Origin of the sequence: Actinacidiphila sp. DG2A-62 (assembly GCF_035825295.1) — a bacterium.
In the GTDB taxonomy this organism is placed as follows: Bacteria; Actinomycetota; Actinomycetes; order Streptomycetales; family Streptomycetaceae; genus Actinacidiphila.
The window spans coordinates 4,031,317-4,048,688 of the sequence record NZ_JAYMGI010000002.1 but is presented as its reverse complement, the minus strand read 5'-3'; the positions used below and the strand labels follow the sequence as shown (position 1 = coordinate 4,048,688).

At 68.6% G+C, this 17,372-nt stretch carries 17 protein-coding genes and 4 pseudogenes; 13 read left to right on the top strand and 8 right to left on the bottom strand.

All coding sequences use genetic code 11. From position 1 onward, the window contains the following. Positions 1 to 282 precede the first annotated feature (282 nt). From VSR01_RS18085 to VSR01_RS18075, 3 genes are all read left to right on the top strand, one after another. Entirely contained in the window at positions 283 to 672 is a 390-nt protein-coding gene (locus VSR01_RS18085; RefSeq protein WP_326450249.1) for an STAS domain-containing protein, read from the top strand. Between the two features lie 606 nt (positions 673 to 1,278). Beyond that, positions 1,279 to 1,452 (top strand): ANTAR domain-containing protein, encoded by a 174-nt coding sequence (locus VSR01_RS37815; protein ID WP_442785681.1) that lies wholly within the window; start codon positions 1,279 to 1,281, stop codon positions 1,450 to 1,452. A 5-nt stretch (positions 1,453 to 1,457) separates the two neighbouring features. Continuing rightward, a complete protein-coding gene (locus tag VSR01_RS18075; protein WP_326450247.1) occupies positions 1,458 to 2,207 on the top strand; it encodes a GAF and ANTAR domain-containing protein in 750 nt (249 codons plus the stop codon). 79 nt (positions 2,208 to 2,286) lie between these two features. On the opposite strand, the pseudogene VSR01_RS18070 reads toward VSR01_RS18075, so the two are convergent. Beyond that, a pseudogene (locus VSR01_RS18070) lies at positions 2,287 to 3,110 on the bottom strand (ribonuclease BN). 158 nt (positions 3,111 to 3,268) lie between these two features. Here VSR01_RS18070 and VSR01_RS18065 point away from each other — a divergent pair. Together VSR01_RS18065 and VSR01_RS18060 are read left to right on the top strand one after the other, a co-directional pair. After that, positions 3,269 to 3,625 carry a PRC-barrel domain-containing protein gene (locus tag VSR01_RS18065; RefSeq protein ID WP_326450246.1) on the top strand — a complete coding sequence of 119 codons (357 nt, stop codon included), beginning with the start codon at positions 3,269 to 3,271 and terminating at the stop codon, positions 3,623 to 3,625. Between the two features lie 148 nt (positions 3,626 to 3,773). Next, positions 3,774 to 4,316 (top strand): GNAT family N-acetyltransferase, encoded by a 543-nt coding sequence (locus VSR01_RS18060; RefSeq protein ID WP_326450245.1) that lies wholly within the window; start codon positions 3,774 to 3,776, stop codon positions 4,314 to 4,316. 82 nt (positions 4,317 to 4,398) lie between these two features. Here VSR01_RS18060 and VSR01_RS18055 read toward each other — a convergent pair whose 3' ends face one another. Then, positions 4,399 to 4,749 (bottom strand): PRC-barrel domain containing protein, encoded by a 351-nt coding sequence (locus VSR01_RS18055; protein WP_326450244.1) that lies wholly within the window; start codon positions 4,747 to 4,749, stop codon positions 4,399 to 4,401. 151 nt (positions 4,750 to 4,900) lie between these two features. Here VSR01_RS18055 and VSR01_RS18050 point away from each other — a divergent pair. The 5 genes and pseudogenes from VSR01_RS18050 to VSR01_RS18030 all read left to right on the top strand — a co-directional run. After that, positions 4,901 to 5,272 (top strand): annotated as a pseudogene (locus tag VSR01_RS18050) (serine/threonine-protein phosphatase); the annotation flags it as partial. A 518-nt stretch (positions 5,273 to 5,790) separates the two neighbouring features. Beyond that, complete coding sequence (locus VSR01_RS18045; RefSeq protein WP_326450243.1) at positions 5,791 to 6,168, top strand: thiol-disulfide oxidoreductase DCC family protein; 378 nt, start codon at positions 5,791 to 5,793, stop codon at positions 6,166 to 6,168. A 418-nt stretch (positions 6,169 to 6,586) separates the two neighbouring features. After that, complete coding sequence (locus VSR01_RS18040; protein WP_326450242.1) at positions 6,587 to 7,888, top strand: ice-binding family protein; 1,302 nt, start codon at positions 6,587 to 6,589, stop codon at positions 7,886 to 7,888. Positions 7,889 to 8,009: 121 nt separating this feature from the next. Further along, complete coding sequence (locus VSR01_RS18035; protein ID WP_326450241.1) at positions 8,010 to 8,780, top strand: DUF5819 family protein; 771 nt, start codon at positions 8,010 to 8,012, stop codon at positions 8,778 to 8,780. Then, entirely contained in the window at positions 8,770 to 9,981 is a 1,212-nt protein-coding gene (locus tag VSR01_RS18030) for an HTTM domain-containing protein (RefSeq protein WP_326450240.1), read from the top strand. Before VSR01_RS18035 ends, VSR01_RS18030 begins: the two co-directional genes overlap by 11 nt. A gap of 215 nt (positions 9,982 to 10,196) precedes the next feature. Here VSR01_RS18030 and VSR01_RS18025 read toward each other — a convergent pair. From VSR01_RS18025 to VSR01_RS18005, 5 genes and pseudogenes are all read right to left on the bottom strand, one after another. Continuing rightward, a pseudogene (locus VSR01_RS18025) lies at positions 10,197 to 11,413 on the bottom strand (PP2C family protein-serine/threonine phosphatase). Positions 11,414 to 11,705: 292 nt separating this feature from the next. Then, positions 11,706 to 12,316: pseudogene (gene trhA / locus VSR01_RS18020) on the bottom strand (PAQR family membrane homeostasis protein TrhA). Positions 12,317 to 12,375: 59 nt separating this feature from the next. Next, positions 12,376 to 13,254 (bottom strand): IS3 family transposase, encoded by an 879-nt coding sequence (locus VSR01_RS18015; RefSeq protein WP_326450238.1) that lies wholly within the window; start codon positions 13,252 to 13,254, stop codon positions 12,376 to 12,378. Next, positions 13,251 to 13,559, bottom strand: a complete 309-nt coding sequence (locus VSR01_RS18010) for a transposase (RefSeq protein WP_442785482.1) — start codon at positions 13,557 to 13,559, stop codon at positions 13,251 to 13,253. Before VSR01_RS18010 ends, VSR01_RS18015 begins: the two co-directional genes overlap by 4 nt. A 44-nt stretch (positions 13,560 to 13,603) precedes the next feature. Further along, on the bottom strand, positions 13,604 to 14,035 hold the full coding sequence (locus tag VSR01_RS18005; RefSeq protein WP_326450239.1) for a hypothetical protein: 432 nt from the start codon (positions 14,033 to 14,035) through the stop codon (positions 13,604 to 13,606). A 270-nt stretch (positions 14,036 to 14,305) separates the two neighbouring features. On the opposite strand from VSR01_RS18005, the gene VSR01_RS18000 reads away from it, so the two are divergent. From VSR01_RS18000 to VSR01_RS17990, 3 genes are all read left to right on the top strand, one after another. Then, positions 14,306 to 14,614: a transposase gene (locus VSR01_RS18000; protein WP_442785482.1), complete on the top strand. Its 309-nt coding sequence runs from the start codon at positions 14,306 to 14,308 to the stop codon at positions 14,612 to 14,614. Continuing rightward, on the top strand, positions 14,611 to 15,489 hold the full coding sequence (locus VSR01_RS17995; protein WP_326450238.1) for an IS3 family transposase: 879 nt from the start codon (positions 14,611 to 14,613) through the stop codon (positions 15,487 to 15,489). The genes VSR01_RS18000 and VSR01_RS17995 overlap by 4 nt, the downstream gene beginning before the upstream one ends. Before the next feature lie 94 nt (positions 15,490 to 15,583). Then, positions 15,584 to 16,819, top strand: coding sequence for an IS256 family transposase (locus VSR01_RS17990; protein ID WP_326450237.1), 1,236 nt, complete (start codon positions 15,584 to 15,586; stop codon positions 16,817 to 16,819). Here the strand turns inward: VSR01_RS17990 and VSR01_RS17985 are convergent. Beyond that, positions 16,775 to 17,197 (bottom strand): hypothetical protein, encoded by a 423-nt coding sequence (locus VSR01_RS17985; RefSeq protein WP_326450236.1) that lies wholly within the window; start codon positions 17,195 to 17,197, stop codon positions 16,775 to 16,777. The two genes, VSR01_RS17990 and VSR01_RS17985, sit on opposite strands and share 45 nt — an antisense overlap. Positions 17,198 to 17,372 lie beyond the last annotated feature (175 nt).

The following is a 17,372-nucleotide window of genomic DNA, read 5'->3' as shown; positions in this document are numbered from 1 at the left end:
GGGGGCAGGCAAGAGAGCTATGCTTCGAAGAACGTCCCAGACCTCGGCGTGCGTCATGCCGTATTTCCAGATGCCTGCGGGGTCGAACGATCCGTCGAAACGCCGCCGGCACATTTTCGAGGCGAGGCGGTTTCTGCGGGTAGCCCTGGACCATGTGGTTGCCGGGACAGAGCTTCGCCTGACCTGTCCAGGCGTCCGACCACAGGCGACGCGTGCCGTGCGGGCCTGAGAAGCCGCGGCCCCATCAAGTGCCGCGCCAGTGGTCACATGAACTGAGGCGTTATGCCTGTTCTGCCCAGCTTTCAAATCTTCCGGCACGACTGTGGACACAGTACGACGATCGCCCTGGCGGGTGAGTTCGACCTGGACTCCGCGCCGGCGCTGCGCGCGGTGGTCGAGGACTGCCTGCGTAACGGAATCCGCACGATCACCATCGACCTGGCCGCCCTGGACTTCTGTGACGTCAGCGGCCTCAACGCCTTCCTGTCCGCCTCTGAACGCACCGCTTCGGAAAGCGGTTCGCTGCGCCTGCTTCGTCCGCGGCCTCAGATGGCCCGGCTCCTGGACCTCAGCGGCACGGGCTTCCTGCTCCGCGCCCCCCACCCCGCGCCAGTCCGTCCCACGGCCTCGGGCCCCCTGCCCGCCGCACAACCCGGGGTGCTGGCCTCATGACCAGGTCACGCGCCGCGGATCAGCAGCCGCCCGGTCCCGAGAGCGGGAGCGGGTGATCAGCGATCGCATGGCCCAGGTCCTGCGCACGCTGCAGATCGGTGCGGGCTCCGACGCCATCGCCCACGTCGTCTCGGCGGTCGGCGCCGGTGCCCTGGGCATGGACGGGCTGGCCGTCTCCCTGGTCACCGGGGACGACCTCACCGAGTCCATGTGGTGCTCGGACGCCACCACACGGCACTTTGAGGACCTGCAGTTCACCCTCGGGGAAGGCCCAGGGCCCGACGCGGCCCGCACCGGGGCGATGGTGTGGGCACCGGACCTGGTCCGAATCCCCTTCGCCCGCTGGCCCGGCCTGACCATGGAGGCCCCTGACGTCGACATCCGCGCGGTGTTCTGCTTCCCTCTGAGTATCGGCGCCATCAGCGTCGGTGTCCTGACCGCCGTGCGCCACACCCCCGGCCCGATGACCGCCCAGCAGATCGACGATGCCACGGTCCTGGCCGCCGCACTCACCACCCGCTGCCTGGACGGTGGACCACAGGGCACCTCCATCCCGGGCGGATCCCCCGCGCCCTGCGGCACGCGGTGGTCCACCAGGCAACCGGCATGCTCAGCGTCCAGCTCTCGGTGCCCTTGCCCCAAGCCCTGCTGCGGCTGCGCGCACATGCTTACAGCAGCGGGCGCCCCCTCACCGATGTCGCCCAGGACATCGTGGACCGGCGCATCCGCCTGGACTCAGGCGGCAACGGCACGCCCCCGACCGCCGTAGACAAGGACTGATCGACATGACCCGCGAACAGCGCATGACCGAGGTCTTCGTGGAGGTCGCCGACTCCCTGACCGACGACTTCGACCTCATCGACTTCCTCCAACAGCTCTCGGCGCGCTGCGTGGAACTCCTCGACGTGGCCGCGGTCGGCATCCTGCTGGCCGACGCACACGACACCCTGCAGACCATGGCAGCCTCCGACGAACACACCCGGCTGCTGGAACTCTTCGCCCTGCAACACGAGCAGGGCCCGTGCGTGGACTGCTACCGCAGCGGCCAGGCCCGTACCGACATCAACCTCACCGACCCCGAAACGACCTCGCGCTGGCCGCAGTTCGCCGCCCGCGCTGCTGATACCGGCTTCGTGGCCGCCAACGTACTCCCGCTGCGCCTTCGCGGCCGGGTCATCGGGGCACTGGCCCTGTTCCAGACCGACCCCGACCCCCTCAGCAACGGGGACATCACCCTGGCCCAAGCCCTCGCGGACGTCGCCACCATCGCCATACTCCAACAGCGCACCCTCGACCACAGCCAAGTCGAGCGTGCTCAACTCCAGTACGCCCTCACCAGCCGCATCGTCGTGGAGCAGGCCAAGGGCATCCTCGCCGAACGCTGGCACGTCTCACCGGATGCCGCATTCGCCGCCTTCCGCGCCTACGCCCGCGCCCACAACCTCCGACTGGCCCAACTGGCCCGAGACATCGCAGCCGGCACCCTGGACACCACCGCGATCCCCCACCCCGGCCACCTCACCCCCCACAACTGACCGCCCCGCATGCAACCGAGCCGCAACCACCCACCCGGTCCCACCGCATGCCCCTCTCACGGCGCATGGTCGAGCGGCCCTACCTGCGCCGTTTCCGTCTGTGTACCGTGCGCGGGAGTTCCTCGTACAGCAGCGGCCGGCCAGCGCACCGCCGAAGACGACGACACCCACACCGACGAGCCAGGACTGGATGACCAGGAGGGTTCCGACGGGGCCGTAGGTAACGGTGTTGGATGCGATCAACGGTGAGAAGACGAACCGGGAGAAGACCCTCAGGCCGAGCAGCCCGATCACGGTGGCCACGGCTCCGGGGAACAGGGCACGCCAGCCGATCCGTCCGCCGAGCAGCATGCGCTGGGACCACCACAGGAACAGGAGAGCGCTCAGCGCAACAACGGCCCCACCCGCCAGGGGTTTGCGCCGCAGCGTGGCGGTGGCCGAGAAGAAGAGGTACCAGGTGAGGACGCAGAGCCACACCACATGCCGCCACCTGGCCCACCAGCGGGCCGGCTGCAGGCCCCAGACCTTCTCGTAGCCGGTTTGAACCGCCGCTCCGAAGGCCAGACCAAAGACGGCAAGCGCGGCAATGCCGAACGCGGTCGTGGTCCGCACTGCCTGGCCGGGCTGTGCGAACAACCGTTCCACCTGGTCTCTGGCAGCCGTCGACACGCCCAGCCCCTCCCCGAGCCACTGCGCGAACCCCTGCCCGCGTTGCGGATCGGCCGAGGAAACGATGATCAGCAGCGGCATCAGCGTCAGGATCCCAATCGCGGCGAAGCCCAGCGATCGCGACAACAGTTCAAGATCACTGAACCGCCGCCATCCGTCCCCGATCGTTGAGCGGCTGACCGCGCGGCGTAGCCGTCCCTCCAGAGAGGCGACAGCGGAGAGCTTCATCGGCATGCCTGTCGACTACCACGCCGATACCGGCACCGCACGTGGGCGCGGCGCGGAGTTCCGGCGATAGTCTGGAAGGCAACGGGCCACCGGGGCTCAGCCGGCCGCGACTGCCCGCGGTACGGCGCGCACCGGCCCGGATCAACGGCTCAGGAGGACAGGCCATGATCCACGCAGCCGAAATACGCGAGTGGCGCAACCAGAACGTCATCGACCCGCAGGGCCACAAGATCGGCATACTCGAAGCGATCTACGTGGACACCACCACCGACGAACCAGCCATGGCCACGGTCCGCACCGGGCTCCCCACCCGCCACCAGCTGGCCTTCGTACCCCTCGACGACGTGACCCTCGGCCCGAACTACGTCCAGGTCTCCTACGCCAAGGCGCTGGTGAAAGAAGCCCCCGCAATCGGCATGGACGACATCCTGCCCGCCGAGGCAGAGGAAGCGATCTTCCAGCACTACGGCATGACGTACCAGACAGGTACGGGCGGCGAGAGACAACTCGCACGCCGCTGACAGCCCGCGCTTCAGCCCGAAGGAGGTGTCGTTCGGGCGTCGTGGACGAGCCCGGTGACCAAATCCTGCGTTCCCTTTCACCCGGTCGGCGGATCCGCGCGAGTCCGCAACCAGCGTGCCGATGCACCGAGTGGGGAAGACAGTAGGCATGGCAGATTTCTTCGTACGCCGGCTGACGCGGTGGCAGGCCGAGCAACAGCGGGGCCCTTTCGCCGACATGTACGTCGAGGCGTACGACGGAGCCGTGGGCGAGGAGTTCAGGGGCCGGCAGGACTTCCTGCGCCGCTTCGAGGACGACGTCCAGCAGCCGGGATTCGAGATGGTGGTCGCCGAGGGCGCTCAACTGATGGGCTGCGCCTACGGGTTCCCCGTCCGCCGCTCGGGAAGCTGGTGGCAGGGCGTCGGCGCCGGACTGCCTTCGGGCCTGGAAGAACTGACCGCGTCCGGGCAGGTGTTCGTGATCGCGGAGATGATGGTGCGGCCCCGGTACCGGCGGACAGGCGTGGCCACCCGCCTGCGGGAGCACCTGCTGGCCCGCAGCGAGGCGGCCCGGGTGATCGCGCTTGTCGCGCCCGACAACACGGCTGCCGAAGCCGCCTACCGGGCGTGGTCATGGGAGGACCTCGGCGAGATCGGTCGCGGCTCGGCAACACCGGCACCCCGAATATGGAGCCGGGGCCTCCCCGGCTGACGGCCCGCAACGTCCGGCTGCGGTCGGCACAGCGAAGGGCCCCGGGCGGATTGCCCGGGGCCCGACGGCGTACAGGGAACGCTCAACCGCGCGGCGTCCCGTAGTAGGTACCGACCTGCTCGTGGTAGCCGGCGTCCTCGGTGTGCTTGTTCTTGTCGAACTCCGGGGAGTTCTTGATGGCGTCCTTGGATCGGGAGACCAGGATGCGCCGCTGCGCCGCGTCCACGGACGTGATCGTGCCCGCCGGGAGCAGGACGTGCTTCCCGAGGATCCAGACGCCGGTGTCAACGACGATGTAGGAGGAGTCGACGGTGTCGGAGTACTTGGAGACTCTGCCGATTCCGCCGTCGGTCGCCTCGACCTTGAAGCCGCTCAGATCCGTTCCCGTGCGGTGGCCGGACGTAGCCTGGTATGCCCACATGCTGTCAGTCACTGGGTGACCTCTCATTGCTTGGGTGCGTTGCTGGGAATCCCGTTCTCAGGGATCGGTGAACGCCCCTCGGCGAACGCCTGCCCCGCACACGGGGGCTCACACCGCCGTCTCACTTCACTTGTCACCACGCTTCGCCACCGGAGCGCATTCGATGGTGTTATGTGGTGGTGTGAGCGAACAGCAGCGCCGGTTCCGCGACATCCCGGTCGACCGGTCGGAAGGTTTCGGGGAGCGCTTGCTAGGTGTTCTGCTGGACCGTGCCCACGAGATGCCGCCGCAGCTCGTCGCTCCACTCATCGCCGAGGAAGTCGCCAAGGTCGGCGGGCGGGACCTGTCGGTGCTGCTCCAGGACTACGAGCAGCTGATGCTCATGCCGCTGCGTGGCCGGGGCCTCCTGGCAGAAGCGCCGCATCCGATCGGCGATTCCCCTGCCGGCACCGCCTTTCTCGAAGCGCGGATCATCGAGGTGCCGCCGGACGGCGCGACGAGGCTGTTCCTGCCGTTGCTGGACGGCAGCGACCAGTCCGCGATGTGCCCCGGCTTGTACGGAGTCGAGTTGCTGTCGGCGACTGACCCGACGGACACGGAAGCTCCGACCTCGGCAAGACGCTCCGCGTACCGAATGGACACCTATTGGGCGGATTCAACTGGTCGTCGCAACACCTTGATCACGGAGGTGTCCGATGGGGCGGTCCGACAGGGTGGACGACGTCCTGACCTGAGGCGGAAGGTGTCGGCCCCCTCTGGCGCACGTCACCACGCCGCTGATGCGGCAGGTCCTCGCCGATGGGCGCAGGCGATCCAGGCGGTGGCGTGCCGGGCGGTGGCGTGCCGGGCTCACGCACCCCGCAGGGTCAGGCGACCCTGCGGGGGGTGAACACCGGACCCCGCGCGGCAGGTACACGTCGCTGTCATCGCATCGGAGAGTCGGCCCGCCCGGCGGGAGAGGCACCCTTACCTGCTGCGCCACGTTCGAATGGCGCTTCGGGGGCGCACGCGCGTCAGCCTCGTTGAGGCGATCCGGCGCTGGATGATGGCTTCATGTGTACCCGACCTGTACTCGTCTTCGACGGGGACTGCGCCTTCTGCACGACCTCGGTCATGTTCGCCGAGCGGTGGCTCCGGCCCTGCTGCGATTTCACCCCGTGGCAGCGCGCGGATCTGCCGTCACTGGGTGTCGACCAGCAGCAGGCCGAGTACGAGGTGCTGTGGGTCACGCCTGTCGGAGCGTCGTACGGCGGGGCGCAGGCCGTCGCACGGCTACTGCTCAGCTCCGGCGGAGGCTGGGCCGCGCTGGGAGGACTGCTCCGCCTGCCACTCCTTCGCTGGGCCGCCCACGGGGTGTACCGCCTCGTCGCGAACAACCGTGAACGGATGCCGGGAGGTACGCCGGCGTGCGCGGTCCCCACTGAACGCTGAATTCCCCCACGCCTCACACCGAGGCCGCTCCATATTGTTTCCGACTTACGCATGTGCACCTTGGCGAGCTGGAGTGAACATGCGATGGTGCGCCGACATTATTAGCGGCCGGTCCGCCCCTGCAGGTGATATCCGGGCGAGGCGGGGAAATTTTCGGGTTTGCCTCACCGTGGCCGCGACCAGGGCATATGCCAGCACGAAGGGGCCATTCGGTGGAATACGTGGAATCGTTCACCCATTTGCTTGCCAACTCACCTCATCGCGCTGCCTACTCTTGTGGCAATCTCTTTCCTCTGGCTGTCACCTTTCCGGCAACTGAACAACCACAGCCTGCCGTTGGGAAGAGGGGAACTACGGATTCAGTCCGCGGGCGGGATCGCTCGACGGACTCGCTCCCCCGAAGAGAGTGAGCTCATCGATGAAATTCAAAGCTCGGGGCATGCCGGGCCGGCGTGCCCTGGCGACATCGATCGCGTCGGCCATGGTGATCGCCGGTGCCGTGGCGGTGTTTTCACCGACCCCCGCCGCCGCCATCGCGACGGCCGTTCCTCTCGGTACGGTCGACAGCTTCGCCGTACTGGGCGGCCAGTCGGTGACCAATACCGGGCCCTCAACGATCACGGGTGATCTGGGCGTCAGCCCGGGTACGTCGATCACAGGCTTCCCGCCCGGTGTGGTGCACGGGGCGACTCACGCCGCCGACGCGGTCGCCGCCCAAGCCCAGTCCGACCTGACCGTCGCGTACAACAACGCCGCCGGCCAGCAACCGGACGCGAGCATCTCCTCGGACCTCGGCGGTCTGACCCTGGCGCCAGGTGTCTACAACGCGCCGACCTCCATGGGGCTCACCGGCACGCTCACCCTCAATGCCGCCGGCAACCCCGATGCGGTATGGGTCTTCCAGATCGGGTCGACGCTGACGACCGCGTCCGCCAGCCGGGTCCTGCTGGTCAACGGCGCCTCGCCGTGCAACGTCTTCTGGCAGGTGGGCAGTTCCACCACGCTCGGTACGGACACCACGTTCGTGGGCACCATCATGTCGCTGGCCTCGACCGGACTGGACACCGGCGCCTCGGTCACGGGCCGCGCCCTGGCCCGCAACGGCTCCGTGACGTTGGACACGAACTCGATCACCCGGCCTTCGTGCGCCAGCACCACCGGCGGTACGACCACCGGCAGCACCACGACCGGCACCACGACCGGCACCACGACCGGCACCACGGCCGGCACCACCACCGGCACCACCACCGGCACCACCACCGGCACCACCACCGGCACCACCACCGGCACCACCACGGGCACGACCGGCGGCCTGCTCGGCGGCATCACCAGCGGTGGTCTGCTCGGCGGCATCACCAGCGGTGGTCTGCTCGGCGGCAGCTCGATCGCCGGTAACACCGTCGGTGGCAACACTGTTGGCGGCGGTAACACCATCGGTGGCGGTAACACCGTCGGTGGTGGCAACACCGTTGGCGGCAGCACCGTCGGTGGCAACACGGCCGGCAACTCGGCGGGCAACACTGGAGGCAACGAGGGCAAGCCGCCGCACCAGGGCAAGCCGCCCCACGAGGAGAAGCCCCCCACGAGGACCAGCCCCCGACTTACGGACAGCAGCCCCACGAGGGCCAGCCCCCGGCCTACGGGCAGTCACCGCACGAGGACGCGCCCGACCAGCCGAATTCGGACTGGCCCACGGCGGATGACGACACGAAGCCGGTAGATCAGCACTGACGCCACTCGGTCCCGGCCCGGCGTGCGCAGCGATGCGTTCGCCGGGCCGGGCCCGCCTTCATGCGTCCTAAACAGCGAAGTTCAGCGGAAGTCGTGAGAGGAGGGCCGGGATGACACTGACTGGCCCAGAAGAGGTAGTGGGCGGGGGCGAATCGCCGGGCACGAAGGCGCCGGATGCCACCGTGCTCGGCAGCCCGGGCACCGCCCGTCGTGCACTGCCGGGGCCGCAGCAGGACAGCCCATCCGAAGGTCCGGCCACGCTGTCGCACCTGCCGCTTCCGCTGCGCGCCGCGACACGAGGTATCGCGGTCCTACTGGTGGGCGTAGCCGTCCTGCACACGCTCTTCCTGTTCCTGCACGTGGCTCCCCCGAATCAGGTCTCGCAGCGGTACGCCAAACAGATCCAGAGCTGGGTCTACCCGCTCTTCGAACAGAACTGGCGCCTTTTCGCTCCCGAGCCGGAGTCGTCCGTTCCGCAGATCTCCGCCCGTACGGTCCGCACTTCCGCCGACGGCTCACAGCAGGTCAGCGGCTGGCTCGATCTCACAGCGGTCGACAACGCCGGGGTCAGGCACAACCCTTTCCCAAGCCACACCACCCAGAACATGCTCCGCAGAGCGTGGACCGGCTACCTCGAATCCCACGGCAACAGCGATGTGTCCTACACGGACCGCGCGGTGATGTGGCAGGAATACCTGCGGAACATCGCCGTGAACCGTCTCTCGGCCGCCCGGCCCGGTGCAATCACGGGGGTCCAACTACGCGTCCGCACCACGCCGGTGGCCGGCCGAGACGGCGCCGGCCACACTCGCCCCGCACCAGCCTCGGCCGTCGACACCCGCAATCTGCCCTGGTGGAAGGTGACCGCGCATGGCCACTGAACGGACCGCGACTCCCGTGCCGGCAACCGGCGATGTCCCGAGAACGGACGACGCCGGCCCCGTACCTGCGGCACGCATCAGCCTCGACGCCGTGATCACCTTGCTCACCCACCGCCCGATCTCCCTCTACGCGGCGTCGGTGCTGCGCATCGGCTACGGCCTGTGCTATCTCGTGTTCCTGCTGCGCGAGTTCCCGCACCGGGACGAGATCTGGGGCCCGGACTCCCCGTGGACCCCCGCGCTCGCGACCCGGCTCTTCGACCAGACCGGCTGGTTCAGCTTCCTCACGCTCTCCGACAGCATGGTCTACTTCGACCTCTGTTACCTGGCGGCCCTCGCTGTCTGCGCGCTGTTCCTGCTCGGCTGGCGGACCCGCGCGATGTCCGTGGTCTTCGCCCTCGTCGTGGCGTCCTTCCACGCACGGGCCATCTTCATGACCGACGGGGGAGACAACCTGATCCTCCTGATGGCCCTCTACCTCACCGCGACCGCCTGCGGACGCCGGTGGTCGCTCGACGCGCGGCGGATCGCTCGCCGTGCCCGGACCGGCCGCCCCGGCCGCTGGGCCCTGTGGCGGGCAACCAGCGACCTCTGGTCCCAGTTCGGCATGGCCCGTGAGTGCCTGGTCACAGCTCTCCACAACTGCGGCATGTTCGTCATCGCCGCCCAGGTCTGTCTCCTGTACGGCTCCGCGGGCCTGTACAAGGTGCAGGGCGCCTCGTGGCAGGCCGGAACCGCGCTGCACTACGTCGTCAACCTCGACCTCTTCCGACCCTGGCCGGCCCTGTCCGCGCTGCTCGACAGCTACCCGCTGCTCCTCACCGCGGTCGGCTACCTGACCGTGCTGATCCAGGTCGCCTTCCCCTTCTCTCTGTTCAGCCGCCTGAAGTACGTGCTGCTCGTCATGCTCCTGGGCATGCACCTCAGCATCGCGGTCCTCATGGGGCTCCCGCTCTTCTCCGCCGCCATGATCGTCGCCGACGCGGCCTTCCTTCCCGACCGCTTCTACCGCGCGGCGGCACGCGCCGCCGCCCGTGCTCTGACCGGCCTGCGAACCCCAGAGCCGATGACGTCCTTCCGGCGCATTCCGGCAGTGCCGCGTCAGCCGGACAACTCCCGTCCTCTGGGGCAGGATGCCGGCCCTGTACTGGCCACCGAGCCGGTGCCGGAGCCGGGCCGCCCAGCACGGGCCGAGCCGTAGATCCCTGACCGCGCTACCGACCGACACGAGCAGCGACACGTGCAGTTCGTCACCGTAACGGGCCTCCGCTTCCCGCACGCCGAACCATCAGGACAGGATGCCCTCTCGATTTGCATCTGCCGACCTGATCGGCCGCTGGGCAGCAGTCAGCGCGGCGAGTTCTGTGGTTTCGCCACGGCATGCGCACCCCCGAGTCAGCGCCGGGGAGCGATCCGTCACGTCCGTGACGGTCGTGAGGCGCCGGTGAGGTCGGCGCCTGTGGCGGCGTCCCGCTGAGAATGCCCGACGCCGTGCCAGTCCAGGCACATGACGGTCGCGTCGTCTTCCAGGTGACCATGACCGGCATCGACGATCGCCCCGATGAGGGTGCGGGCGGCTTCTCGGGGGTGCAGCGCCCGGGTGCGGACGATCAGGTCCGGCAGATCCAGGGACTTGGCGTTGCGTTCCAGCATGCCGTCGGTGAGCATCACCAGCCGGTCGCCGGGCCGCAGGTCCAGCGACTGCATCCGGTAGGTGTGCGGGAACTGGACGCCGAACGGCAGATCGATCTCCGGAACGATCTGCCGCACTTCCCCTTCCCGCATCCGCAGCGGCCAGGGGTGCCCGGCGTTGACGAACTCGGTCCCGCCGTCGAGCAGGCTGATCCGCAGCAGCTGACCGGTGACATAGCCTCCGTGACCGTGCTCCCGCATGGCCTGGTCGGCCTGGCGGGCCTGCTCCTCCAGGCCGGCCCCGCCCGCCGCGCCCGGCGAAGGGCGCCCACCACCAGGGTGGCCAGCAGCGCAGCAGCGACGTCGTGACCCATGGCATCGGTGACGGACAACTGGACGGCGTCCCGGTCGATCACGTAGTCGAATGTGTCACCCCCGACGTGGTCGGCGGGCTCCAGTGCCCCGGCGACCGCGAACTGTGCCGCCTCGCAGGCCAGCGACGCCGGGAGCAGCCGGTGCTGGATCTCCGCGGCGAGACTCAGCGGAATAGTGCGCCGGCCCCACTGGTAAACGTCGGTGAAGGACCGGTTCGCGATGACGATGTACGCCAACGCATGCGCCGTCTCACCGATCTCCCGCATCACTTCCGCATCCGGCGCCGCCGGCAGGAACAGTTCGAGGAGTCCGATGGCGTCCCCGCGATTGGTCACCGGGGCGACGATCCGCACCAGCGTCCCCCCGCCTTCGTCCTGCACGCTCGGCTGCTGGCTGCGGATCACGTCGTCGTACAGGGTGCCCCGCAAGGCGATGCGCTGGGCTGGCACACCGGTCTCGACGCTGCCTGCAGCACCAAGCCGTACGACCGAGCTTCCGGTGAAGTCGGTGATCAGGAAGGACACCGCGGCTGCCCCGAGGTGCTCCTTGAGCATGCGAGCGACCACGTCGAGCGACTCCACTGGAGGCGCGGCCTCCGCCGCCTGCAACGTCCCCACCAGCGTCATGGGGCCACCCTCGCGTCTCCTGCCGTTGGGAGGACGGAAGCCGCGCCCACCGTCCCCGCCCGGCCCCCATGCGGTCACAGCGACTCCTCACAGCTCGACGACGCTCAGGTTTTTTGTCCCACATGCGCGGATTTCCGGTGCAGTGCCCGGCACCGGGCACTGCATATTGCACCACGATCGCCCGGCCTGTGCCCGGATCCGCACCCGCCGGGCCCGCAAGCCTCTCTTCGTCGATGTGCAGCCGGGGCCTGCTCCCCTTCACTCTGCGCTTTGACATTGCTCTGGACACCGGTTACGTGGCTGCCAGGAGGATGGCGGCGTAGTGCGCGGTGAAGGCGGCGACAGTGAGAGCGTGAAAGACCTCGTGGAATCCGAACCAGCGCGACGAGGGGTTGGGGCGTTTGAGTCCGTAGACGAATGCGCCTGCGGTGTAGAGCAGACCGCCGGCGATGACGAGTACGACGACCGCCGTGCCCCCGGTCCGCGCGAAGCCGGGCAGGTAGAAGACCGCTGCCCAGTCCAGGGCGATGTAGCACAGGGTGTAGAGCCAGCGCGGCGCCCTGATCCACCAGACACGGAAGGCGATGCCGGCCGCGGCCCCGGCCCACACCAGGGACAGCAGGACCACCCGCCGGCGCCGGGCAGCAGGAGGACTGCCAGAGGCGTGTAAGCGCCGGCGATGATCAAGAAGATGTTCGCGTGGTCCAGCCGGCGCATGACGGCCTCGCCCCGCGGGCCCCAGTCCCCGCGGTGGTACACCGCACTCGTGCCGAACAGCAGCAACGCGGACATCGCATACACCGAGCACGCCACCGCGGCGCTTTCCGAGCGTGCAGAAGCGGCCAAGGTGATGCCGCCGACGAGCGCGAGCGGGAACATGCCCACGTGCAGCCACCCGCGCATCTTCGGCTTCAGGGCGGCCTGAGCTTGTTCCGCTTTGGCGGACACCGTTGGTGTGGTGGTCAGGCTGCGAGTGCGGTCTCGTACTCGGCGGGGCTGCGGTAGTCGAGGCTGCTGTGCAGTCGGTGCAAGTTGTACCAGCCCTCGATGAAGTCGAAGATCGCGGTTCGGGCGGCGGCCCGGGTGGGCCAGGTGGTCGTGTCGAGCAGTTCGCGTTTGATGGTGGCGAAGAACGATTCGGCCAGTGCGTTGTCCTTGTCCCAGCATTGCCCGGTGCGGCCGACTGACAGACGGACCCCGAACTGGTCTGCCAGGGCGGCGAATTGCTGGCTGGTGTACTGGCTTCCGCGATCCGAGTGGAAGATCACCGGTCGCATCGGGCGACGCTGCCGGCAGGCGGTGGTCAGGGCGTCTGCGACCAGATCAGTGCGCATGTGGTCGGCGGTTTCCCAGCCGACGACGCGGCGTGAGGCGATGTCGATGACGGTGGCCAGGTAGAGCCAGCCTTCCTCGGTCGGGATGTAGGTGATGTCGCCGCACCAGCGGGCGTCAAGCCCGGTGGGGTCGGGCTGGAAGTCCCGGCTGATGAGGTCGGGACGGGTGACCGCCCGGGGGTCGGGGACGGTGGTCGGCTGCCGTCGTCTGCGGTGTCGGCCTGCCAGGCCGGCCGCCCGCATCAGCCGGGCGACACGGCGACGCCCACACGCAGCGCCGTCGCGCACCAGGGCGGCGTGGACGCGTGGGGCACCGTAGGTTCCCCGCGACCTGGCGTGGACAGCGGTGATCTGCTCGGTCAGTTCGGCGTCGCGGACCGCGCGGGGGCCGGGGGTGCCGGTGCGGCGGGCGTAGTAGGCGGCTCGGGAGACCTGAAGTAGCTCACAGGCGCGTTTGACGCTGTGACCTGCGCTTTTCTCCGCCTCGATGAACGGGTGAACCGTCACCGGGTCTCCTTCGCGAAGAAAGCCGTGGCCCGCTTGAGGATGTCGACGTCTTCACGCAGCCGGCGGTTCTCCCGCCGAAGCGCAGCCAGTTCCTCGCGTTCGCTGCTGGTCAGGCCGTCGCGCTCGCCGGCGTCGACCTCGGCTTGCTTGACCCAGTCGCGTACCGCCGTCTCGGTCAGGTCGAAGTCCTTCGCGATCTGGCCGACCGTGCGGTCGCCACGCTGGCACAGCTCGACGATCTCGGCCTTGAACTGCGGCGTGAACGAGCGGCGAGGGCGCGGCTTCTTCTTCCCCATGCTCTCCATGATGGACATCCTCCCGGGGCAGAGCCCCTGATCTCGAATGTCCGTCAAAGCGGATCAAGCCCAGTCCTGCCGTGGACGGTGAGCATGGGGCGTGGGTGCCTACGCTTCTTGGACACGGCGATGTCACCGTGGCGGCGCAGAGCCTCCTGCACCAGAAGGCGAAGGAGGGACAGGACGCGAGGGAGCACATCATCGGAGATCTCGAAAGCGCTGTGGTCCGCCCGCACCGCCGCAATGACGTCGTCGACGTCAGTGATCGTTCTACTGCGCTGCAGCCGGATGCGGTTCCATTCGGTGTCATCCTCGCCAGTCACCCTGAGCAAGCCCAGGAAGAAGTCGCCCTTGGCTCGCCCGCTGTACTTCAGGTGGTAGCCGGTCGGCGCACACGTGCGGGCCGCGTCGAACGCCCTTCTGTAACCGGCCCGTTCCTCGGGAGTCGGGTCGGGAATCCGCAGGAAGCGCTCCGCCGCCAGCACCTGCTCGATCAGCGCGGGCCCTCCGATCTCCCCTCCACGTGCCCGTGCCGAAGCGACGGGCTTCCGCGAGGCCTTGCGGCGAGAGCCTGACCCCGAGAGCTCAGTCGCACCCCCTTGTCCGGTTGCGTCCTTGGAAGTGGTGTAGCGGGTTGGACCCGATCCGGGGGTTTGTCCCGGCGTCTGGGTTGGTGCCCGCATAGAATGACGTGGGCTTGATCCGCTTTGACGGACATTCGAGATCAGGGGCTCTGCCCCGGGAGGATGTCCATCATGGAGAGCATGGGGAAGAAGAAGCCGCGCCCTCGCCGCTCGTTCACGCCGCAGTTCAAGGCCGAGATCGTCGAGCTGTGCCAGCGTGGCGACCGCACGGTCGGCCAGATCGCGAAGGACTTCGACCTGACCGAGACGGCGGTACGCGACTGGGTCAAGCAAGCCGAGGTCGACGCCGGCGAGCGCGACGGCCTGACCAGCAGCGAACGCGAGGAACTGGCTGCGCTTCGGCGGGAGAACCGCCGGCTGCGTGAAGACGTCGACATCCTCAAGCGGGCCACGGCTTTCTTCGCGAAGGAGACCCGGTGACGGTTCACCCGTTCATCGAGGCGGAGAAAAGCGCAGGTCACAGCGTCAAACGCGCCTGTGAGCTACTTCAGGTCTCCCGAGCCGCCTACTACGCCCGCCGCACCGGCACCCCCGGCCCCCGCGCGGTCCGCGACGCCGAACTGACCGAGCAGATCACCGCTGTCCACGCCAGGTCGCGGGGAACCTACGGTGCCCCACGCGTCCACGCCGCCCTGGTGCGCGACGGCGCTGCGTGTGGGCGTCGCCGTGTCGCCCGGCTGATGCGGGCGGCCGGCCTGGCAGGCCGACACCGCAGACGACGGCAGCCGACCACCGTCCCCGACCCCCGGGCGGTCACCCGTCCCGACCTCATCAGCCGGGACTTCCAGCCCGACCCCACCGGGCTTGACGCCCGCTGGTGCGGCGACATCACCTACATCCCGACCGAGGAAGGCTGGCTCTACCTGGCCACCGTCATCGACATCGCCTCACGCCGCGTCGTCGGCTGGGAAACCGCCGACCACATGCGCACTGATCTGGTCGCAGACGCCCTGACCACCGCCTGCCGGCAGCGTCGCCCGATGCGACCGGTGATCTTCCACTCGGATCGCGGAAGCCAGTACACCAGCCAGCAATTCGCCGCCCTGGCAGACCAGTTCGGGGTCCGTCTGTCAGTCGGCCGCACCGGGCAATGCTGGGACAAGGACAACGCACTGGCCGAATCGTTCTTCGCCACCATCAAACGCGAACTGCTCGACACGACCACCTGGCCCACCCGGGCCGCCGCCCGAACCGCGATCTTCGACTTCATCGAGGGCTGGTACAACTTGCACCGACTGCACAGCAGCCTCGACTACCGCAGCCCCGCCGAGTACGAGACCGCACTCGCAGCCTGACCACCACACCAACGGTGTCCGCCAAAGCGGAACAAGCTCAGACGGCCACCGGCTGATCTTCGAAGTGTCTAAAGCCTCGAAGGAGATCAGCACGATGACCGCACCTGACAGTCTGCCCCTGCACGCCCTGACCGAGGACAACCTCGCCTCGGCGAGTCCCGACCTGCTGCGCGCGATGGTCAAGACCTTCACCGACGCGCTCATGTCGGCGGAGGCCGACGCGATGTGCAACGCCGAGTACGGGCAGGTCAGCGACGAGAGGGTCAACCACCGCAACGGGTACCGCCCGCGCGAGTGGGACACCCGCGCGGGAACCGTCGAACTCGCGATCCCCAAACTGCGGACCGGCAGCTACTTCCCGGCCTGGCTGCTGGAACGCCGCCGCCGGGCCGAGCAGGCCCTCATCTCCGTGGTCGCCACCGCCTACCTCCTGGGCGTCAGCACCCGCCGGGTGGAGAAACTCGCGCAGTCCCTCGGGGTGACGCAGTTGTCGAAGTCGCAGGTCAGCGCGATGGCCAAGCACCTGGACGAGCAGGTCACCGCGTTCCGCAACCGGCCGCTGGACGCCGGCCCGTATGCCTTCGTCTGGGTCGACGCCCTGACGCAGAAGGTCCGCGAAGAGGGCCGGATCGTCAATGTCCATGCGCTGGTCGCGGTCGGTGTCAACGCCGACGGGCACCGCGAGATCCTCGGCATCGACGTGGCCACCTGCGAGGACGGCGCCGGCTGGCTGGCGTTCCTGCGCTCACTGACCGCCCGCGGCCTCACGGGCGTCCAGCTCGTCGTCTCCGATGCCCACACCGGCCTGGTGGCCGCGATCGGGGCGGTCCTGCCCGGCGCTTCCTGGCAGCGCTGCCGCACCCACTACGCAAGGAATCTGCTGTCCCAGGTCCCGAAATCCGCCCAGCCGTGGGTGGCGACTCTTCTGCGGACGGTCTTCGAGCAGCCCGACGCCGACGCCGTGAAAGCCCAGATGCGGCACGTGCTGAACGCCCTGGAGGCGAAGTTCCCCAAGGCCGCCGAGCACCTGGACACAGCCCAGCACGACCTGCTGGCCTTCACCGCCTTCCCCCGCGAGATCTGGCGGCAGATCTGGTCCAACAACCCGCAGGAACGCCTCAACAAGGAAATCCGCCGCCGCACCGACGTCGTCGGGATCTTCCCCGACCGAACCGCCCTGATCCGCCTGGTCGGCGCCGTCCTGGCCGAACAGAACGACGAATGGACCGAAGCCCGCCGCTACATGAGCCGGGAACTACTGGCCCGGACCAGCCACCCGAACGAGTCACACACCGACGAAACCGCCCTGCCCACCGAACTCACCGCATAGCCTCACAACAAGATCACCGAGTGGCCGTCGATACACCACTCCAGCGGACGTGACCCCTTGTCCTGATTCTTCGGTCGTGGGCGCAGCGGTGCCCTCGTTCGTTGACTCTGTGGGGACGGCTGCCCCAACAACCGCCCGCGGCCTCTTTGCGGGCAGGTCAGGATGGTGGCCGTGCTCCAGGTAGAAGGTGCCGGCGGCCGTGGTCGCTGCCTGCCACTTCTTGCCGCCCGCCTTGAGCATCGTGACCAGGCCGCGTTCCTTCAGCGCACGAGCAGAGAGGGCCAGCTCGGGAGTGTCCGAGGTCACCGGATCGTCACCCGCTGCGATACGAGTCAGGAGGGCAAGCTGGCGTTCGTTGAGACGTGACCAACGCTGCATGAGTCGGTCGTACCGGCGGTCGACGATGCCGCACAGGCGTTCCGCTGAATGTCATCCCAATGAGGGACTGGCCTGGCCACGCGAGCCACTGCAGGAAGGTGCGAGGTGCCAGGCCTTCTTGGACGCCTCGTGGAGGCGCTGGCGCCACGACCTATGACGAGTAGCTCCCTGCAGT